Source organism: Streptomyces sp. NRRL F-2580 (assembly GCF_000720115.1).
Classification (GTDB): Bacteria; Actinomycetota; Actinomycetes; order Streptomycetales; family Streptomycetaceae; genus Streptomyces.
The window spans coordinates 284,495-302,878 of the sequence record NZ_JOIR01000011.1; the positions used below are offsets into that span (position 1 = coordinate 284,495).

Here is an 18,384-nt window from a genome sequence, read left to right on the forward strand (position 1 = left end):
TGCGTGCCCGCGCCGCTAAGACCGGCGAGTCTTACACGTCTGCCCTCCGGCACTTCCGTCCGACTCCATCAGGAGACGTCATGTCGGAAGCAAGGAATCTCAAGAGCGTGCGGCTCGCCGTAGCGCAGACCCCCGTACGCGATGACCCCCGAGACGTTGAAGCGCTGCGCAACAGTGGCCGTCAGGTCCGCGCTCTGATGCGCGAGGCTAGTGCTCAGGGAGCAAGGATCGTGCACTTTCCGGAAGGCGCGATCTGCTTTCCCAACAAGCTTGTCATGTCCGTCCACGGCCCTGACGCGGTCGGCCCGGCGGACTGGGATCGGTGCCAGTGGCCGGTTCTCCAATCGGAGTTGGCTGCGATCGCCAAGTTGGCACGCGAGTTGCGGCTGTGGACAGTGATCGCCTCGGTGCACCGCTTGACGGAGCCGAATCGCCCGCACAACAGCCTCTACGTCATCTCCGATCGCGGCGAGGTCGTCACGCGTTACGACGAGCGCCTGCTGTCGAAGACGAAGGTCTCGTACATGTACTCGCCGGGCATCTCACCGGTGACCTTCGAGGTGGACGGTGTGCGCTTCGGCTGCCTGCTCGGCATGGAGATCCACTACCCGGAGTTGTTCGCCGAATACGAGAAGCTGGATGTCGACTGCGTCCTGTTCTCCACGACCGGCGTCTCACCAGGTGCCGTCGCAGCCCAAGCCCAAGGCCATGCCGCGGTCAACAGCTACTGGGTCAGCTTCTCGGTGCCGACACAGCACAGCGCCACCGCGCCGTCCGGAGTCATCGCCCCCAACGGCGACTGGATCGAGCGGTGCCCCGCGGACGGTTCGCCATCGGTGGCAGTCGTGAACCTTGACGACAATTCCGAGGCCGCCGTCGAATCAGTGACCTACGCGCGTCCCTGGCGTCGTGAGTCGCGCGCGGGCGTCTACGCAGGACACCAGGTGACCGACCTGCGCAGCGAAGACCGCACTACGGCCTTCTAGCGCAGAGGCAGAATCCGAGGTGTTCGCGGCGCGCAGCCATGCTGTACCCGCGAACCCCTCGGATTCTTCGTCGGTGTCCGGGACTGCTGAGAGCGCGGTGACCACGCTGTCGTAGAGCTGCTCTGATTCGTTGAGCCGACCCTGGTGTCGGGCTTGTTCGGCCTGCACCAGGGTCTTTTCCAGAGGAGGTGTGAGCGTCATCTGCGGTGCTCCTTCGTGAATGGGTTTTGTATGGGCTGTGGGTTCGGGCTGCTTGCCGGTGAGGTTTCAGTGCCCGCGGCCGAGGGGGAGCACGGCGATCGGCATCCAGGAGATGTCCCAGGAGCTGTGGCCGTCGGCGCGGGGCTGTTGGGTGAACGTCACGTCGAGCAGGTGCAGGCGGGAGATGGTGACCGGGACCCGCCGCGGGGTGATGGCTCGCAGGGTGCTGTTGAGTGGGTCGGAGTCGGCGGTTTCCCAGCTGTACCCGAGCGCCATGTGGGGCCGGCCGCCGTCATGGAAAACGGCGCCGTCTCCACGTACTTCCCGCACAGCGTCACGGACCAGTGCTCGCACGTTGAGCAGGTCCTGGTCGGGCCAGACATCGAACAGGACGCCGGCGCGGTTGCTGTAAGGGTGGCCGATCTCGGTGTGGACCGGTTCGGCTGCGGCCAGCTTCTCGCGCAGGGCTTCGACGAGAACCTCTCGCTCGGAGTCACCGATCGCGTCGGCGGTGGTATCCGTGACCATCTCGACGGTGAGGTGCAGCTGGTCGTTGCCGAGCGCCCGGATCGGGTAGGGAGTCATCGCCGCGTGGCAGGCATCGTGTAGGTCCGCAATTGAATGTCCCGTTCCGTCGAGACGGCCTGTGTCGTCTCGCGTTGTCTCATTCGGATGGCCCGGCCTCCAGTCTCACGATCTTGGCCTGTCAGGTCCTGTCCCGGGATGACTCGGCTACGCCCAGGGTGGTCAGGATGTCGGTGAGGGTGTGTTCGAAGAGCGGTTCGGGGTCGGTGAGGGCGAAGTCGAGGTGGCCGAAGGCCTCGACGGCGACGGTCCCGTAGAGCCGGGTCCAGCAGGCGACGAAGACGTAGATCACCTCCAGAGGGACCGGTTCGCCGGCCAGGTGTTCGCGGACTTCTTCGAGCTGGGTGATCCAGGTGGTGTCGAGTGTGGGGGGTGGCTGGATGCCGCCGCGGTGCCATATCTGGACCATCAGGTCCAGGAGGATGCCGCCGAAACGCCAGCTGGGGTCGTGGGCGGCGGTTCCGGGGGCGGTGTCGGCGTCCGTGAGCGGCTTGGTGAACAGCAGGCCGAACTCGCGGGGATGGCTTAGCGCCCAGTGGCGGAGTTCCCGGCTTACCGCCCGCAGTCTCCTCCCTGGTTCGGAGGCGGGTTCCTGGTCGCGTGCAGTGGCCAGGGCGGTGGCGAGTTCCTCGTACAGGTGGGACGTCAGGGCCTGGATGAGGTCGTGGTGGCTGGGGTGGTAGCGGTACAGGCCTGGTGCGCTCATGCCCATCTCGCGGGCGATGGCCCGCAGGGTGACGGCGGTCGGGCCCTGTTCGACGAGCAGGCGGCGGGCGGTGCGCAGGATCTCCTCCAGCGCGTCCTCGCGGACCCGGTGCCGGCGGCTCGGGGAGGGCTTGCCTGTGCTGGTCACGGCGGCCTTTCGGTCTGTGCCTTCTCGGGGTCCGGGACGTGGACCCGCTTGACAAAGTAAACACCTGTAACTTTAGCTGACCCCTCGAAAGTTAACACCGTTAGCTTTGGCTCGTAGCTGTGATCCGGGGGACCCATGAAGTACGGCATCGTCTTGACCTACACGTTCGCCCCGCGCTGGCTGGCGCTGTCGCGCCCGGAACGGGGCGCGATGCGCGCCGAGCACATCGAGCCGGTGTTCGCCGCGTACGCGGACCGGGTCTCGGCCCGGTTCTTCGACGCCGAGGCCTTCCACGGCCGCTTCTCCGACTTCGCCGTGCTGGAGACCGAGGACCTGGGCGCCTACTACTTCCTCGTCGAGGCGCTGCGCGACACCCCGCTCATCGCCGAGGGCTACCTGTCCTTCGGTGAGATCTTCCTGGGCGTCGCCGACGGTTTCGCGGAGTACGAGCGCACGCGCGCCGCCGGACTCCGATAGTCCGCGCAGCCGAGCAGTCCGAGACGACCAGCCCAGGAATACAGGGAGTTCAGTCATGCCCCGTGCCATCCCCAACCTCATACCCGCCCCCGTCGCCCCGGCGGCTCCGCCCGAGCCCCCGCCTCGGCGGCGTTGGCCGCTGCGCCTGCTGCGGGCCGGCGCGGTGCTGGTGCTGCTGGACACCCTCGTGCAGGCGGCTCTCGCGGGCCTGTTCGTGACCGGCGACCTCGATCTGCTGGTCTGGCATGCGGCGAACGCAGCCGTGCTGGGCGCGCTGACCGTCGTGCAGACGGTGGCGGCGGTGCTGGTGTGGCGGCTGCTGCGCGGGCCGGGCTGGCCGGCCGCGGCGAGCGCCCTGCTGGTCGTGCTCGTCTTCGTGCAGCAGGGGCTGGGCGAGGCGCGCGTACTGGCCGGGCACATGCCGCTCGGCATGGCCGTCTTCGGCTGCGCAACAGCCCTGACCTGCTGGGCCTTCACCCACCGCCCGACTGCTCACGTCGCGGGCGGGGCGCGGTGAGCCCGCGGCGTATGGGCAGGCTGAGCCGCCGGGGGTTTCTGGGACTGACCGCCGGTGCGGGTGCGGCCATCACCCTGGGTGCGGCCGGCTACTCCCGCCTCGCGCAGCCCTCCACCGGACGGATCCTGCGCACGGTGGGTCCGGTGCCCGAACCGTTCCGGGTGCCGCTGCCGGTGCCTCCAGCGGCGCGCCCGGCCCGCACGGAAGCGGGCGCGGACTTCTACGAACTCGACCAGCGGGAGGGCCGGGTCGAGATCCTGCCCGGCCGCACGACCACGGTCTGGGGCTACGACGGGATCTTCCCCGGCCCGACCTTCACCGCCCGCTCCGGGCGCCGCACGGTGGTCCGCGTACGGAACATGCTCACCGTACCGACCGCGATGCACCTGCACGGAGGCGTCACCCCGCCCGAATCCGACGGCTACCCCACCGACCTCGTGCTGCCCACGCGCTGCGCGCCCGGCCAGAACCGCTACGACGCGACCGGCACCTCACGGGGGGCTCACTCGGCGCACGGGGACTCGATGCCAGGTGATACCACCACGGCGGTGCGTACCTACGACTATCCGCTGCCGCAGCGGGCCGCGACGCTCTGGTACCACGACCACCGGATGGACTTCTCCGCCCCGCAGGTCTGGCGCGGCCTGGCCGGCATGTTCATCGTCCGCGACAAGGAAGAGGACCGGCTCCCCCTCCCCGGCGGCGACCGCGACATCCCACTGATGCTCGCCGACCGGTCCTTCGAACCGGACGGCTCCTTCCGCTACCCGGCCCTGGACCCCACCTGCACCGGGCGGCCCGGCGTCGAGGACGCCTACATGGACGGGGTGCTCGGCGACGTCCAGCTCGTCAACGGCGCACCCTGGCCCGAACTGGAAGTCTCCAACACCCGCTACCGGCTACGACTGCTCAACGCCTCCAACGCCCGCCGCTACCAGCTGCGCCTGGACACCGAGGACGGCGCACACCCGCCGTTCGTCCAGATCGGCAGCGACGGCGGCCTGCTGGCCGCACCACAGCGCCTGGCCACCCTCGCGATGGCGCCCGCCGAACGCTTCGACGTCGTCGTCGACTTCTCCGAGCATCCCGTCGGCACCCGCATCACCTTGGTCAACACGGCGGCCGACGGCAGGATGCGGCAGGTGATGCGCTTCCACATCGTGCGCGCCGAGAAGGACGACAGCCGGGTACCCGCCCGCCTGTCCGCCTTCGACAAGCTCACCGCGACCCGTGCGATGCCGGTGCGCTCCTTCGATTTCCGACGTACGGGCGACGGTGAGGAGCGGCAGATGTGGACCATCAACGGGCAGCCCTTCAGCACCTCGAAGGTGTGGGCTGCCCCGCGGCTGGGCAGCGTGGAACGCTGGCGGTTCAGCAGCGACTTCCACCATCCCGTCCACCTGCACCTGGCCCAGTTCCAGGTCGTCGCCCGCGGGAACAGGCCGCTGGATCCCTGCGACGCCGGGTGGAAGGACACCGTCGACGTGCGCCCCTACGAGGTCGTGGAAGTCCTCGCCCGGTTCGACGGATACCGGGGCCGCTACATGCTGCACTGCCACAACCTCGAACACGAGGACATGGCCATGATGGCCAACTTCGAAGTGGTCTAAGAGCCGTTGGCCCCGCCCGGGTGGTGCCGACGGGTCCACATGCGGTGACCGAGGTCGGCGGTGATCAGGGTGAGGGCGGCAGCGGCGCCGAGGGCGAAGCCGGCGGTGACGTCGGTGGCCCAGTGGACACCGAGATAGACCCGGCTGGACGCGACGAGGCCGGACAGCGCGACGGCGCCCGCCCACCAGGTGACCGTGAGGGCGCGGGAGCGGGTGCGGCGGGCCAGGAGATAGGCCATCGCCAGGAGGAGGGCGGTGGCGACGGTGGTGTGGCGGGAGGGGAAGGAGAACCCGGTCTCCGCCACGACGGCGGTTGCCAGCGGCGGGCGGGTGCGGGCGGCAACGTCCTTGACCAGGGTCGCAAGACCCACCGACAGCACGGCCGCCCCGCCGACCACGACCAGCGGACGCCAGCTGCGCAGGGTCCGGGCGAAGAACAGGGCGAGCAGACCGGCCGTGGCCATCAGCGGGATCTCGGCGGCTGTGGACACGCCCTCCATGAACACGGTCATGGGCAGGCTGCGGTGTTCGACGGCCTCGCCGAGCACGGTGTGGTCGATGAGTCCGGCGTGCCGCTCGGCGAGGAGGTCGGCGACCTTGACGAACAGTGCCAGCACGGCAGCCAGTGCGAGGGCCGCGGCCGTTGCCGTGGCGGCCTCGCGGGCGTTGGGCAGGCGGGGCGGCCGGGGCAGGGTGCGGATCATCGGCGGGTACCTCCGTGGTGCAGGCAGCGGGCAGAACACACCGCAGCCGGATTGCCGGGCAGCGGGAACGGCCACACCCTAACGGCTGCGCGTACTGAAGGTTTCGGTGGGATGTTACGGTCGTTACATGGATGGGACGATGTCGGGCCGTGAGCGGTTCCTGCTGGTGTCGGTGAGCACGGCGGACGCGCCCGCGGCGACGCGGGTACGGGTGTGGCGCAAGCTGCGCTCGCTGGGTGCGCACTACGTACAGCAGTCGGTGTGCCTGCTGCCCGACCGCGAGCCGGTGCGCCGCCAGGTGGAGCGGCTGCTGGCCTCCGTACGCGCCGACGGCGGCACAGCCCGCCGGCTGACCGTGGAGATCCCCGACGACGCGGAGTACGCCGAGCTGGTCGGGCAGTTCAACACCGAGCGGGACGCCGAGTACGGCGAGGTCGTCGAACGCACACCGGCACTGCTGGCGGAACTGGAGATGGAGACCGCCCGCGGCAACGCCACCTATGCGGAGGTGGAGGAGTCCGAGGCCGACCTGGAACGCTTCGAGAAGTGGCTGGCGAAGATCACCTCCCGCGACCACTTCGCAGCGCCCGGCGCCGACGAGGCCCGCGCGGCGGTGGAACGCTGCCGGACCGCGCTGGCCGCGTTCGAGGACGCGGCGATCGCCGCCCAGGCCGGCGAAGGCGCCGCACGCAGCCCCGAGACCGCACTGCCCGCCTCGGCGCGGCTACACACGGTCGACTGAAGAAGGAAGTTGAGCACCCGATGTGGTGGGATCTACTGATCGCGATCGGCGTGGGCCTGGCCGCCGCCTGGCTGGCCCTGCTGATCGCACTGCTGCTGATACGCCCCAAGGGCGCTCTGCTCGGTGAGGCGATCCGGCTGCTGCCGGACCTGCTGCGGCTGCTGCGCCGCCTGGCCGCCGACAAGAGCCTCCCGCGCGGGGTGCGTGTACGTCTTGGGCTGCTGATGGTCTACCTGGCCCTGCCCATCGACCTGATCCCCGACTTCCTGCCCGTCATCGGCTACGCGGACGACGCGATCATCGTCGCCTTCGTCCTGCGCTCGGTCGTCCGGCGGGCCGGCATTGAGGCAGTACGCGCCCACTGGCCCGGCACCGAGGACGGCTTCACCGCCCTGTCGCGCCTTGCCGGACTTCACAAGGCCGCAGGCCCCGCAGCGGGTGCTCCTGGCGACGCAGGCGGACAGCGCAGTCCAGGCTGAGGGTCAGGGTCATCGAGGAGCCGTCGTCGACGATCTCGACGGGCAGGCCCGTGCTCTGCATGGCCCGCATCACCGCCGTGTCCCAGCTGGCCGCGTGGGTCCACACCTCCCGCAGCCCCTCCCGCCGTGCGGCGGCGACGAGTTCGGCCACCAGGACCTCGCCCAGGCCGCGCGCCCACCAAGCCGGAGCGATCAACAGGAACGCCTCCGCTCCCTGCTCGTCCCGCACGAGCCTGGCGAAGGCTCGAAGACATCGGAGCCGGTAGCCGGCCAGGGCCGGTCGTTGTCGATCTGCCCGTCTACGTGGCGCAGCCTCATCGAGACCTCGCCAAAGACATACGACATACCGCACCCCCGAGCAGCAAGAACGGGGAGACAAGTCCCTGAACCCGACCAGCTGAGACACCTCCACGATCGCGGCGGAGAACATCGCTGCATAGATCGAGACGGGGATCAGCACTACTGCGAGCGAACGATCAGACGGGAGTTCGTCTCACTGCCCTGACCCCTGGGCCAGAAGAAGGCCACCGTAAATGAGAAAGGGCCATCAGAGATGCGGACCTACACATCTGTAGGACCACAATTGCAACGTCCCCTTCCACCGTGGCGACCTGGGCTTTCCTGACTGTCTCGTTTGGGGGACACGGCACTTCTGTCTCACGATCTTGTCCCTTGAACACTCCTCGCCCCGGGGTGTGATGCCGGACTGGGCTTCCTCAGACCGACGCCCACAGTCGCCGGCGGACTGGCCGAAGATCCGACTTCGCGTCTTGCGCCGAGACGGACACCGCCGCACTCACTGCGATCAGTACGGCGAGCGCTGCACGGAGCTGGCCACGGACGTGGACCACATCGTGCCTGTGATGACCATCGAGAGACTAACCTTCGAGCACTCTGCGGGTTTCATTGCCAGGCTAAGTCCTCACGAGAGAGAGCCCTCGCCCTGGCCGCCCAGCGGTGGCGCATCAACCAGCGGTTTAGGTGGACAGAGGCCCACCTGACCTACCTAAGCGGCCTTGTTATCAGCTTTGCTGCGATACTCGGACAGCGCGTTGGGCCAGTTAGTGTTCACGAATGTCCCAGTAGCAGCGGTCCACGATTCATCGTTGATCGGGTGACCGCTTTGCTCAAGCAGCTTCCGCAGCTGAGCCGCAAACAGGTTCGCATTCTTCTTGTCGTCGTTCAGCGCAATCGCCGAACCCAGCTTCATATTGTTTATAGGCGTAAAGTCCACAGGTGGCACCACCACGGGCAGTATTTGAAGGCGGCTGGAACGCCGATCCGCCTGATCACGCCGTCGGCGACTGATCGCGTAGCCAACCTCCAGCAGACAATTTGGCCGCTCCAAGAACAGCTTGGTCGTGACCTGCATGAAGACTACCGTCTGGTCCAGAAACCCATATATCTGCGAGGCGTCATTCTTGCCTGAAGTGAACCAGTAAGGTGTCTGTGAGCTGCAAAAATAGTCTCCGGAGCCCAGCCCTGCGTCTTTCATGAAGGCGCATATAGCTTGGACGAGCGGCGTATCCGAGTCGCCCGTGGCATGGCTGATGAAGATGAGCGGACCCCTCCGCTCCTTCCGGCTCCGTCGTTCCCCTCTGCCCATACTCCATTCGTAACTAACGATCTTCATGATCGCATCCGCACCAGCGCGAGGCTGAGCCGCGCAGGACGCGATGGGGTGACGATATGCCCGACCCCGTACCCAACCGCGAAGCTGACAGCCAGTGGGCGCGCTGCTCACCGTCCGGCCAGTGGTGTGTCTCCCAGAAGTCACGCACAGATGTTTCTCCTTGCCTCGGGGGCGGTGGGCCAGAGTTCAGCGGTACGCCCAGGGACGGTCGGTGTTGATCAGATCGCTGTCGAGGGTGATCGCCACGCCGTGGTGATCACTCGCGCCCGACGGTGCCTCGAGCAAGCGGTAGGAGATGAGGGCGGGGACCAGCGGGGCGCTGACCCAGATCTGGTCGATCCGGTCATCCGTGCCGGTGGGGTGCAGCAGCGCCTCGTCGCCCGTGCGCTGATACAGCTCCCAGGCCGCGTCACGGAACCCGTTGGCGTGCAGCTTCCACGCCACTCGCCGGTCGGGCTGCGGGTCCGCCTGCCGTTTGGGGTCGGTGAGCACGGTGCGGGAGCCGAGGTTGTAGGGGCGCATCTGCGCGTAGTTGGGCGGCGGCCCGTCCTGCGGCGGGTAGTTGATGTCTCCGCCCAGGATGGCGTACGGGCCGAGTTTGTAGCTGCGGGAGGCGGCGAAGTCGGCTTCGGTGATCGCTTTGTCCGCGGAGTAGGGCGTGAGGTGCACGGAGGTGACGGCAAGCGGATCCGGGAGGCCGGGGATGTCGAAGCCGGCGGTGCCCAGGCCGTGGTGGGTTTCATCGGCCGCGTAGTCGGTGTTCCAGTAGACGCGCCGGCCCAGGCTGGTGCGGCGGTAGAGGATGCCGGTGCCCAGGCCGCTGCGTGAGGGGGCGAGTAGCGCGTCCATGTCGAGATCCCGCTCGGCGCGTACGGTCTGGCGGTGGCCGGTCTCGCTCCAGCCCTTCAGCTCCTGCAGCAGCGCGATGTCGGGTCGGGCCGCCGATATGCGCTCGGCGAGGAGTGGCCAGCGGTCGTGGCCGCCCTCGCAGGTGTTCTGAATTAGGACGGTGAACAGCATCCGGTGCTCTCCTGGCGGGTCGTGTCGGCGGTGGCGATGTCCGTAGAGGGTCGGCCTTGGTCATCGAGGGCGGGTTTCGGCGGCGTACCGCAGCGGCCCGCCGAAGAGCAGCTGCTCGGACTTCGAGACTTCTGTTGCGCCCGGGGGCTGGGTTTCCCGGCCATAGGCGGCTCCGGTTCCAGGTGGGGTGCGTGGTCGTGGGGCGAGGGTCCGGGAACGTCGTGCAGGAGATCTCCTGGAGGGGCGTCCGCCGGTCAGGACAGTTCGAGCTGGGTGGGCTGAGTTGCTCTCGGGGGTCGGCTCGCGACACGTACGAGGTGCGCGACGGTGGTGATCTTTTGGCGGACCGCGGCCTCGGTCAGCAGCGTGCACAGGAGCACCGTGGTCACGGTGACGTCATCCATCGCCCGGTGACGGTGTGCCGGCTGCGGGATCGCGAAGTGGGCCAGCAGCGCGTCGAGGGAGTAGGAGTCAAGGCCCGGTGCGACGTGCTTGGCGAGCAGCAGAGTGTCGACGATCCGCGTACGGGCCAGCCGCGGGCACGCCTCGCGATAGTTGTAGAGGATGGACCCTTCCGTCGGTGCATGATGCGCGACCAGAAGCAGGGGCGGCTCGGGCAGCGCCTCGTCCAGGGCATGAAGCACCGTGGCTGCGGGCGGCGCCTCGGCGACGTCTCGCATGGTGATGCCGGTCTGCGCGATGCCCAAGGGGGTGATCGGAGCATGTGCCGGAGGGCGGATGAACGAGGTGAACGAGAAGCCGGTGCGCCCCGGGCCCCGGCCGCGCTCGTGCTTGAGGCCCAGCGCGGCGACTTCGATCGGCTCGGGTGGGGCACCTCTCGGGGTGGTGCCCTCGAAGTCGAGCACCACGAAGTGGGTGTCCTGGAACAGCGGGTCGTCTGCGAGACGCCCACCCTCCGGCGAGGAAGCCGCTGCCGTCACGACAGGCCCCCAGGCCGTGCCGTTTCGGTTGCCAGCGCGTCTTCGAGATCCGCGAGGCTGTCGATCAGCCGCCGGATGCTGGTCTGCCGCTCCGACCAGTGCCGTTGAAGGTCCGCCTCCGCCTCGTCGGGCAGGTCGTACTCGGCGGTGGTGGCGCCGTAGAAGCTGAACAGCATGTACAGCACGGCGATCCGCGCGCAAGCGAGAACGTCGGCAACGGGCAGGGTCGGGTTCTCGGACCGGTATGCGGCGACCATCGCCAGGATGCAGTCGGCCCACGGCTCGGAGCTGGCGATGGTGCGCGGGTCGCACGCCGCACGCCCGAGCTCCCAGGCCGGCAGCGCTCTGGCCGCGCGGAAGTCGATGACGGCGGTGACGGCATCGGCCAGGACCAGCTGATTGGTGCGGGTGAAGTCCGCGTGCAGGGCCTGCTCGACCAGTTCCTCAGGCAGAGCGGCCCTCAGCCGGTTGGCATGGGCGTGCAGGTCCTCACGTCGCTGGGCGATCTGACTGCGCAGCGCTCCCATATTTTCGCGCTGCTGGCGGTAGGCCGCGTCCAGGACCGTGTCGCACCTGGCCAGTGCGTCCTCGATGGACCCGGTACGCCACCGCGCGTGCTGGCGGAGCCGGGGGAGAGGGTAGGCGGCCAGGACCCGATGCATCCGTCCCAGAACCATGCCGACGTGCTCCGCGCGGGCCACCGTCATCGCGGAGGTGGCAACCGTCCCAGGTGCCTCGTCAACCATTGCCCAGGCGCTGCCGTCGGCCAGGCTGATCAGATTGCCGTCCCGGTCGGGCCATACCCGCGGTACCGGAAGCCGCGCGGCCCGGCAGAACTCCGACATGTCCCATGCCGCGCGGGCCGCCTCCAGATCGGCCGACGCCGGGTACTCCTTGGCGTAGAGCCGCTGCCCGCTGGATGTCACCACGCGCCAGTTGACGGTGTCGGTGCCCATCGGCACTTGCTCGACGGACTCGGCCTCGATGCCGTACCGGTCGGCCAGCACCTCTGCCGTCATCTCGTCCTCCCAGTTCATCTCCTCCATGACGGTCACCGCCCCCTGGACGAGGAGTACATGCGGCCGTGGTTGTAGTGGGCCCGGAGGCTTTCGAGCATGGTGTGGGCCGCGTCGACGGTCTCCACGTCCCGGTGCTCCAGGCCCCACTGCAGGGCGCTCACGGCGTCCTGGGCGCCGTAGGCCACACAGGCGTGCTGTTCGGCCGGGGTGAGGTCGCGCCCGAAGCCGTCATAGAAGGCGGCGCGGACATTGGGGCGGGAGGCGAGGATGCGCAGTTGGAGGCGGGGGAGATCGCGCTTCACGGCGGGCTCGACGCAGGTCCGCTCGAAGTCGATCAGCCGCAAGGTTCGGGTGGAGCTGTCCCACAGCCAGTTCCTGGGCTGGTAGTCGGCGTGGGACACGTGCGCCGGCAGCTCGCCGGGGCGCTCCCGGGTGAGGTCGCGCAGCATCACGCCGACATCGGCCGGCAGGTACAGCGCGGCGTGGTTGAGCATCTTCTCCACGGCTGCCGCCCACTCGTCCTCGCCCTCGTCCTCGCCCTTGGCCGAGTGCGAGGCCGTGCCGGTTGGCGCGGAGTGGAGCAGCGCTAGCAAGTAGCCGGCCTGCTGGTATGCCTCCAGCTCCTCCTTGCCGTCCAGAGGGTGGCTGCGGACGCTGCGTCCGGCGACCGGCGTGATCACGATGGCCAGCGCTTCGGTGTCGGCCGCGACCAGCGTGGGAGCGCGCCCAGCACCGAGCCAGTGGGTCCACCGCTGGTAGGCCTCAACCTCGCGGCGGTGCCCCTGCGGACCGGCATGGCGCTTGACGAACCGCCGCTGGCCGTCACTGCCTCGTACTTCCCAGACTCGGGGGCGGTCGGGGCCGGGCCATGAATGCTCGGCGACGAGCTCGAAGGTGCCGGCCACCGTGGTGATCAGGTCTTCGATCCTCGCAGGGATGTCGGTCATGCCGATGCGCCCTTCCAATCGGCCACCCACCCAGGTGCTCACATAAAGTGACGGAGTGAGTGCACAGTGTGGTCTTGTTGTGTGGGGGAGTAGCTTGCCAAAGGCCACTGACAACGTGGCCGGTCTCCAGCTAGGTGACCTGGTGGCCGCCGGTTCCGTGGGAGGCGTCGAGGACGCCGAACATCCAGCCGAGGGTGATCAGGTGTGGGTCGTGCTCGGCGCCCCAGCGCGCCCGCAGCGCTCGGATCCGCTTCTTCATCCCGTCGTGGGAGAGGCCGCAGTGCTCTGCGATCTCGGCATAGGTCCCGTCCAGGGCGAGCGACCAGAGGATCTTGGTCTCGATGTCGTCGACGCCGCCGGGCGGTGGCGCTGTCGGCTCCGGCCGGGCCAGCTGCTCGGTGACGTAGCACGCGTGGACCAGGGCATGACGGTGGCGTACTCCGGCCCGCCGGTTCCCGTGCGACATCTGGATCGCGACGGTGCCCTCGGACAGGCCCAGTTCGGCTGCCGCCTTGGCGGTGCTCATGCCCTGGGCGATTGTTCCAGCGATCTTCACCTGTGCCGGGGTCGGATGTGAGGCGGCCGTAGCGGGCCGTGCGGGCATGAGCGGGGGTCCCTTCGTTTCGGCGGCGGCGTGGTGGTGCAGGTTGGTCAGACCCCGGCCGAGGGGGGGAACGCTCCCGGCCGGAGTCTGGTCTTGGTGCGGCGGGATCAGGCTCGGGTGAACCAGCGGGCCTGTTCCGCGTCGGTGACGATGCCGCGGTGGTGGTCGAGTTCGAGCTGCGCGAGTTGGGCGTAGTGCTCGACCACCTCCTTCCCGAACGCCTCCTGGGCGACGGGGCTGTGCCGGAACGCGGAGCGGGCCTGGTCGAGGGTGAGGGGCAGGAGGGGCGCTTCGGTGGCCTCGTAGGCGTTGGCCATGCAGGGTGCCGGCGGGGTGAGCTGCCGGTCGATCCCGTGGATGATCGAAGCGAGAACGGCGGAGAGAGCGAGGTACGGGTTCGCGTCCGCCCCCGGCACGCGGATCTCCAGGTGCAGGCCCGCCCCGTGGCCGGTGAGCCGCACGGCGCACGTGCGGTTGTCCCAACCCCACGTCATGCGAGTGGGGGCGAAGGAGCCAGGCGTGTACCGCTTGTAGGAGTTGACGTTCGGCGCGTACAGCGGGGCGAGCCCCGGCAGCGCCGTCAGCAGCCCGGCGATTGCCTGCTCGCCGGTCTCGGACAGCCGTCCGGCCTGATCGGAGAGCATGGGATTGCCACTGCGCGTAAGGGAGACGTGCAGGTGGAGTCCGCTGGCGATGCCGGTCTGGGGGGAGGCCATGAACGTGGCCGTCATGGCGGACCGCCCTGCGAGGGTGCGCACCGCGTGCTTGAAGACGACATGCTTGTCGCACGCGGGCAGCGCAGGGCCGTAGGGGAACGTAACCTCGACCTGGCCCGGCGCACCTTCCGTCTTGATCGCCTCCACGGGCATGCCCGCCTTGGACAGTGAGCCCTGGAGGCGGCGGAAGAACCGGTCGGTGTCCGGCGTGTGGTCGAGGGCGTAGTCCAGGTTCTCCTCGGTCACCGGCACGATTCCGCCCGGGCCGATGCCGACGGTCGGGGTGTAGGTGCCGCGGTAGAGCATGAACTCGGTCTCCAGGCCGGCCTGGGCGTGCAGCCCGTGGGCGGCGAGCCGGGTCAGCTGGTGGCGCAGAATCTGCCGCGGCGCAACCTCGATGGGCTCCTCGTCCAGGCCGATCGCGTTGCCGAGGACGAGCGCGGTGCGCGGCATCCACGGCAGGGTTCGCAACGTCGAGGGGTCCGGCACGACCGTCATGTCCTCGTACCCGCTCGCCCAGGATGTGAGCGCGAATCCGTCGGCGGGCGTCATGTCGACGTCGGTGGCCAGGATGTAGGCGCACATCTCCGCGCCGCCGTCGAGGACACGGTCGAGGAAGTGCCGCGCCCCGTACCGTTTGCCCTTGAGGCGGCCCTGCAGGTCCGGCACGGCGAGGAGAACGGTGTCGATCACGCCGGCTCCGACGGCCTTGCGCAGCTCGTCGACGCTGAACGCCCGGGCCGGCCGCCGAGGGGCGGTCGAGGCGGTATCGGCATCACGCTGCGACGGGCCGTTCGGGCGAGGCGTTGCTCCGGTCTGGGTGGCAGGAGCGGTCATCAGATGACTTCTTCCTGGATCCGGGCCATGCCCGAGCCCGCGTCGGCCGCCGCGGTCGGCACCTTGTAGTCCCGTCCTGCAACGCGCCACCACACGGTGGCCAGGGCGAGGACGACCAGCAGGGCGATGGGTGCGTAGTTGAACGTGGTCACGGAGACGAGGCCGGACTCGGGCCGGGTCTGGGGGAGGCAGAACAGCAGGGTCACGAAGACCACCCAGACCACGGCGACCACGCCGACAGGCACACCCCAGCGGCCCAGATTCCAGGGGCCGGGCTGGAAGCGGTGGCGGTTGCGGATCCGCAGATAGATCGGGATGGCGTACGCGGGCGTGATCCCGATGACGTTGATCGCGGTGACGGCGGCGTACGCGGTCGGGCTATACAGCGACGGCAGCGCCAGGACGGCGGCCACGCCGACGGAAAGCCACACGGCGCGGGTCGGGGTGCCGGTGCGGGCGTCGACGTGACGCCACAACCTCGAGCCGGGCAGGGCGCCGTCCCGGGAGAAGGCGAACACCATACGGCTGGCGGCGGCGGTCTCGGCGTTGCCGCAGAACAGCTGCGCGACGATCACCACGAGCAGCAGGGCCTTCGCGCCGGCGACGCCAAGGGCGTCGAGGAAGATTTGCGCCGGCGGCACCCCGGTGGCGCTGGCCTGGGTGGCGGCGTAGTCCTGGATGGCGAAGGTCAGTCCGGCCAGCAGGACGAACCCCGCGAGCCACGACCAGCCGATCGCCCGCATGATCCCGCGGGAGGCAGAGACCTGTGCGTTGGTGGTCTCCTCCGACAGGTGCGCGGAGGCGTCGTACCCGCTGAACGTGTACTGGGCGAGCAGCAGCCCGATCAGCACCACGTACAGCGAGCTGGACCAGCCGGTGTTGTTGACGAACTCCCCGAACACGAAGGACGGGGACTGGTGGTGTGACGGCACGATCGCCAGCGCGCCGACGATCACGGCGACCCCGCCCAGGTGCCACCACACGCTGATGGAGTTCAGGATGCTCACCAACCGGACCCCGAAGAGGTTGAGGGTGGCGTGCAGCGCGAGGATGCAGAAGTAGATCGCCATGATCTTGCCCGGCGTCGGGACGAAGCCGAACTGCAGGTTCAAGAAGGCGCCGGTGAACAGCGCGGCCCCGTAGTCGATGCCGGCGATCGCACCGAGCAGGCCCAGCAGGTTCAGCCAGCCGGTGTACCAGCCCCACTTGCGCCCACCGAGCTGCTCGGCCTGGTAGTAGAGGGCACCGGAGGTGGGGTACGCGGAGGTGACCTCAGCGAGGCCGGCTCCGACGAGCATCACCATGGCGCCGACGGCTATCCAGCCCCACATCATCACGGCGGGCCCCCCGGTCGCGAGACCGAAGCCGTACAGGGTCATGCAGCCGCTCAGCACGGAGATCACCGAGAAGCTGATGGCGAAGTTGCCGAAGGGGCCCATGCGGCGGGCGAGCACCGGCTCGTAGCCCAGTTCCCGAAGGAATGCGTCATCTGTCTGGGCTGCCGGCGCGGGGCGAGCCGGGCGTGTTCGTAACACTGGACATCCTCCATGGAATGGGTGGAACGAGGACAAAAGGTCAGGTGCATGCCAAGTCACGTTTTGCTGTGCGCGACGGTCAGCGCACCGGTCCGGCGCGAGGTGCGTGGGTGCGTGCGAAGGACAGCGACTCCCGACGGGCCCTTAGCAGCAGAACCTCGCCGCCGTCGGGATGGTTCGGGTCCTCATGGACGGACGCCCACGGCTCCCGCGAGGCGTAGGTGCCCACGGCTGTGAACACCTCGGCGGCCTCCACGAACCGGTGGCCTGCCCACAAGGCGTACGCCAGGTGGTGCAGGTCTGTCACCGAGCGCGGCGCGGTGTCCGGCTGCTTGAACCAGTGGTGGAACGCCTTAACCGTGTATGTGATCGTCGGCTCCTGCGCCCACTGCCGACGCCACAGCGGATCGGCACGGTGCTGGAGGGACTGCTGCCGGCACTGCTCGACCAGCGCGTACAGCGGCAACAGCAGCAACGGGGAACCCGCCGGCGACCACGAGGCCACCCATCGGCCGAAGTCGAAGACAGCGGCGAGTGAGGCCGCCGGTGGGACGGGGCGGGCCAGTATGAACTGCAGTATCCGGTGGTACGCCTCCCGGTTGTACGGGTCGCGCTGGTTGATCCCGTGCAGCAGCCCCCACGGCCCGCTCGGCAGCATCGGCTCTGCCGAGACCTCACGATGCTCCCGGCGCACCTGGCGTCCATCGATCTGGGCGAGGGCGAGCAAACAGATCCAGGGCACCGGATCCCGCGGCTCCCGGTGCGCCATCAGCAGCGAGGCCTGCCGTGCAGCCTCCTCCAATGCCGCAGCGCCTGCGTGCTGCTGGTGATGGGCGCGCAGGGCTCGCTCCACCGACACGCGGGCACGCATCACCTGTGCGTCGTAACTGTTCGGCTCCTCCGCCAGCCACACGCCCATCACGTCGGAGTGGGCAGCGGTGACCGCCAGCACCTGCGTACGCGACGTCCGCAGCCCCCACTGCCCACCGGTTGCGGCCAGCAAGTCACGCGCCGGTCTCCACCGGCCGGCCTGCAACTCGACCATGGCCATACCGAGGGCTTCGTCGGTGCCGGCCGGGTGGTACACGGGGCGCATCAGTGCGCCCCGTGACCGGGGTGGTCGCCGGTCGCAGTCGAGGGCGGGGAAAGCTGAAACCTCGTGCTCTCGATCGCGGCACAGGGCTGCGTCATGCTTTTCTCGGTCATCGAATGCTTCCTCGACAGAGGGGGACGTTGGTGCCGGACAGGAATCGCTGCGCGGCCGGAGAGAGCCACCGGACTGCCAGCGCCCGGTCTAGAACTTGATCCCACTGATCAGACGCGCGACGTTCGTCGCGACCTCGGCGATCGCGGGGGCCATCGAAGAGCTGGCCAGGTAGAACCCCAGGAGGACGCACACGACGGCGTGCCCGGCTTTCAGTCCGCCCTTCTTGACGAAGAGGACGACGAGGACCGCGAGCAGCACGACAGCGGAGATACTGACCGCCATGGATGTGTCCCCCTTCCGAACCGTCGGTGATGCGGCTCGTTCCCGGCCCAAGTCCCCCGCAGCGGGGCCCAAGCCCATTCCCGACGACATTGCCGACGAACCGGTGCGAGAGGTACACAGGCCCGGATGCGTTCGTGCTGCGAGTGGTAATCGGCCCTGAACAGAGGCTGATTGAGGCACAAGGCTGACCGGGAAACGCCCGGTGCGCACATTCCGCCGGTGATATCACTGAGGTGATCTCGGTTTTCGGCGGTCTACGCCGGCGGCCGGCGCGCACTTTCGTTAGGGGAGGTACGGGTGGCCCAGCAGGCGCTGCGACAGTGCGATGACTGCGGCTGCCGGCTCAGCCAGTACAACCCGGACGGGCTCTGCTCCGCTTGCGCGCGATCTCGCATCCCTTCCGCCCCTGGGTTACCCGCCGTACCGGAGCGGGTGTGGCAAGACGTCGATGTCCGACAGGCCTTTGCAGCCCTTGACTTCGGCAAGGCC

20 protein-coding genes are annotated in these 18,384 nt (G+C 68.8%); 6 read left to right on the forward strand and 14 right to left on the reverse strand.

Annotation, left to right across the window (positions count from 1 at the left end; translation table 11 throughout):
- The first annotated feature begins 80 nt into the window (after positions 1–80).
- Complete coding sequence (locus tag IF88_RS0114725) at positions 81–986, forward strand: carbon-nitrogen hydrolase family protein (protein WP_234323530.1); 906 nt, start codon at positions 81–83, stop codon at positions 984–986.
- A gap of 267 nt (positions 987–1,253) precedes the next feature.
- On the opposite strand, the gene IF88_RS46485 is transcribed toward IF88_RS0114725, so the two are convergent.
- Positions 1,254–1,772 (reverse strand): 2'-5' RNA ligase family protein, encoded by a 519-nt coding sequence (locus tag IF88_RS46485; protein WP_030711117.1) that lies wholly within the window; start codon positions 1,770–1,772, stop codon positions 1,254–1,256.
- A 121-nt stretch (positions 1,773–1,893) separates the two neighbouring features.
- The gene (locus IF88_RS0114735; protein ID WP_030711119.1) at positions 1,894–2,625 is read right to left on the reverse strand and encodes a TetR/AcrR family transcriptional regulator; all 732 of its coding nucleotides are present in this window, start codon (positions 2,623–2,625) and stop codon (positions 1,894–1,896) included.
- Positions 2,626–2,778: 153 nt separating this feature from the next.
- On the opposite strand from IF88_RS0114735, the gene IF88_RS0114740 reads away from it, so the two are divergent.
- From IF88_RS0114740 to IF88_RS0114750, 3 genes are read left to right on the forward strand one after another with little or no spacing between them, the layout of a single operon-like run.
- Positions 2,779–3,102, forward strand: coding sequence for a darcynin family protein (locus tag IF88_RS0114740; RefSeq protein WP_199808073.1), 324 nt, complete (start codon positions 2,779–2,781; stop codon positions 3,100–3,102).
- Positions 3,103–3,157: 55 nt separating this feature from the next.
- A complete protein-coding gene (locus tag IF88_RS40315; protein ID WP_199808074.1) occupies positions 3,158–3,619 on the forward strand; it encodes a hypothetical protein in 462 nt (153 codons plus the stop codon).
- A gap of 11 nt (positions 3,620–3,630) precedes the next feature.
- Positions 3,631–5,229: a multicopper oxidase family protein gene (locus IF88_RS0114750; protein WP_030711123.1), complete on the forward strand. Its 1,599-nt coding sequence runs from the start codon at positions 3,631–3,633 to the stop codon at positions 5,227–5,229.
- On the opposite strand, the gene IF88_RS0114755 is transcribed toward IF88_RS0114750, so the two are convergent.
- Positions 5,226–5,933, reverse strand: coding sequence for a phosphatase PAP2 family protein (locus IF88_RS0114755; protein WP_051836867.1), 708 nt, complete (start codon positions 5,931–5,933; stop codon positions 5,226–5,228). The genes IF88_RS0114750 and IF88_RS0114755 overlap by 4 nt on opposite strands.
- Before the next feature lie 127 nt (positions 5,934–6,060).
- On the opposite strand from IF88_RS0114755, the gene IF88_RS0114760 reads away from it, so the two are divergent.
- Entirely contained in the window at positions 6,061–6,675 is a 615-nt protein-coding gene (locus tag IF88_RS0114760) for a Chromate resistance protein ChrB (RefSeq protein ID WP_199808075.1), read from the forward strand.
- A 20-nt stretch (positions 6,676–6,695) separates the two neighbouring features.
- Entirely contained in the window at positions 6,696–7,154 is a 459-nt protein-coding gene (locus tag IF88_RS0114765; RefSeq protein ID WP_051836870.1) for a YkvA family protein, read from the forward strand.
- Here the strand turns inward: IF88_RS0114765 and IF88_RS49580 are convergent.
- From IF88_RS49580 to IF88_RS0114820, 11 genes are all read right to left on the reverse strand, one after another.
- Positions 7,060–7,584, reverse strand: a complete 525-nt coding sequence (locus IF88_RS49580) for a GNAT family N-acetyltransferase (RefSeq protein WP_420710969.1) — start codon at positions 7,582–7,584, stop codon at positions 7,060–7,062. The two genes, IF88_RS0114765 and IF88_RS49580, sit on opposite strands and share 95 nt — an antisense overlap.
- A 576-nt stretch (positions 7,585–8,160) precedes the next feature.
- Entirely contained in the window at positions 8,161–8,649 is a 489-nt protein-coding gene (locus IF88_RS46495; RefSeq protein ID WP_158754384.1) for a hypothetical protein, read from the reverse strand.
- 324 nt (positions 8,650–8,973) lie between these two features.
- Positions 8,974–9,807 (reverse strand): endonuclease/exonuclease/phosphatase family protein, encoded by an 834-nt coding sequence (locus IF88_RS0114775; RefSeq protein WP_030711128.1) that lies wholly within the window; start codon positions 9,805–9,807, stop codon positions 8,974–8,976.
- Positions 9,808–10,061: 254 nt separating this feature from the next.
- Positions 10,062–10,748, reverse strand: a complete 687-nt coding sequence (locus IF88_RS0114780) for a PolC-type DNA polymerase III (protein WP_051836872.1) — start codon at positions 10,746–10,748, stop codon at positions 10,062–10,064.
- Positions 10,745–11,794 (reverse strand): phosphotransferase enzyme family protein, encoded by a 1,050-nt coding sequence (locus IF88_RS0114785; protein ID WP_051836918.1) that lies wholly within the window; start codon positions 11,792–11,794, stop codon positions 10,745–10,747. Before IF88_RS0114785 ends, IF88_RS0114780 begins: the two co-directional genes overlap by 4 nt.
- Before the next feature lie 5 nt (positions 11,795–11,799).
- A complete protein-coding gene (locus IF88_RS0114790; RefSeq protein ID WP_030711131.1) occupies positions 11,800–12,714 on the reverse strand; it encodes an aminoglycoside phosphotransferase family protein in 915 nt (304 codons plus the stop codon).
- Between the two features lie 130 nt (positions 12,715–12,844).
- A complete protein-coding gene (locus tag IF88_RS0114795; RefSeq protein WP_030711133.1) occupies positions 12,845–13,240 on the reverse strand; it encodes a helix-turn-helix transcriptional regulator in 396 nt (131 codons plus the stop codon).
- Between the two features lie 185 nt (positions 13,241–13,425).
- The gene (locus IF88_RS0114800; protein ID WP_078892891.1) at positions 13,426–14,871 is read right to left on the reverse strand and encodes a glutamine synthetase family protein; all 1,446 of its coding nucleotides are present in this window, start codon (positions 14,869–14,871) and stop codon (positions 13,426–13,428) included.
- Complete coding sequence (locus IF88_RS0114805) at positions 14,871–16,406, reverse strand: amino acid permease (RefSeq protein WP_030711138.1); 1,536 nt, start codon at positions 16,404–16,406, stop codon at positions 14,871–14,873. Before IF88_RS0114805 ends, IF88_RS0114800 begins: the two co-directional genes overlap by 1 nt.
- Positions 16,407–16,485: 79 nt before the next feature.
- On the reverse strand, positions 16,486–17,502 hold the full coding sequence (locus IF88_RS0114810) for a hypothetical protein (RefSeq protein ID WP_030711140.1): 1,017 nt from the start codon (positions 17,500–17,502) through the stop codon (positions 16,486–16,488).
- Positions 17,503–17,700: 198 nt separating this feature from the next.
- Positions 17,701–17,895, reverse strand: a complete 195-nt coding sequence (locus IF88_RS0114820) for a hypothetical protein (protein ID WP_030711142.1) — start codon at positions 17,893–17,895, stop codon at positions 17,701–17,703.
- Positions 17,896–18,384 lie beyond the last annotated feature (489 nt).

What these genes read in the sequence shown, in the direction of transcription:
- IF88_RS0114725 (WP_234323530.1), top strand. Translation starts at nt 81, where the DNA reads ATGTCGGAAGCAAGGAATCTCAAGAGCGTGCGGCTCGCCGTAGCGCAG.
- IF88_RS46485 (WP_030711117.1), bottom strand. Translation starts at nt 1,772, where the DNA reads ATGACTCCCTACCCGATCCGGGCGCTCGGCAACGACCAGCTGCACCTC.
- IF88_RS40315 (WP_199808074.1), top strand. Translation starts at nt 3,158, where the DNA reads ATGCCCCGTGCCATCCCCAACCTCATACCCGCCCCCGTCGCCCCGGCG.
- IF88_RS0114750 (WP_030711123.1), top strand. Translation starts at nt 3,631, where the DNA reads ATGGGCAGGCTGAGCCGCCGGGGGTTTCTGGGACTGACCGCCGGTGCG.
- IF88_RS0114755 (WP_051836867.1), bottom strand. Translation starts at nt 5,933, where the DNA reads ATGATCCGCACCCTGCCCCGGCCGCCCCGCCTGCCCAACGCCCGCGAG.
- IF88_RS0114760 (WP_199808075.1), top strand. Translation starts at nt 6,061, where the DNA reads ATGGATGGGACGATGTCGGGCCGTGAGCGGTTCCTGCTGGTGTCGGTG.
- IF88_RS0114765 (WP_051836870.1), top strand. Translation starts at nt 6,696, where the DNA reads ATGTGGTGGGATCTACTGATCGCGATCGGCGTGGGCCTGGCCGCCGCC.
- IF88_RS49580 (WP_420710969.1), bottom strand. Translation starts at nt 7,584, where the DNA reads ATGTTCTCCGCCGCGATCGTGGAGGTGTCTCAGCTGGTCGGGTTCAGG.
- IF88_RS46495 (WP_158754384.1), bottom strand. Translation starts at nt 8,649, where the DNA reads ATGAAAGACGCAGGGCTGGGCTCCGGAGACTATTTTTGCAGCTCACAG.
- IF88_RS0114775 (WP_030711128.1), bottom strand. Translation starts at nt 9,807, where the DNA reads ATGCTGTTCACCGTCCTAATTCAGAACACCTGCGAGGGCGGCCACGAC.
- IF88_RS0114785 (WP_051836918.1), bottom strand. Translation starts at nt 11,794, where the DNA reads ATGGAGGAGATGAACTGGGAGGACGAGATGACGGCAGAGGTGCTGGCC.
- IF88_RS0114790 (WP_030711131.1), bottom strand. Translation starts at nt 12,714, where the DNA reads ATGACCGACATCCCTGCGAGGATCGAAGACCTGATCACCACGGTGGCC.
- IF88_RS0114795 (WP_030711133.1), bottom strand. Translation starts at nt 13,240, where the DNA reads ATGAGCACCGCCAAGGCGGCAGCCGAACTGGGCCTGTCCGAGGGCACC.
- IF88_RS0114800 (WP_078892891.1), bottom strand. Translation starts at nt 14,871, where the DNA reads ATGACCGCTCCTGCCACCCAGACCGGAGCAACGCCTCGCCCGAACGGC.
- IF88_RS0114810 (WP_030711140.1), bottom strand. Translation starts at nt 17,502, where the DNA reads ATGCGCCCCGTGTACCACCCGGCCGGCACCGACGAAGCCCTCGGTATG.
- IF88_RS0114820 (WP_030711142.1), bottom strand. Translation starts at nt 17,895, where the DNA reads ATGGCGGTCAGTATCTCCGCTGTCGTGCTGCTCGCGGTCCTCGTCGTC.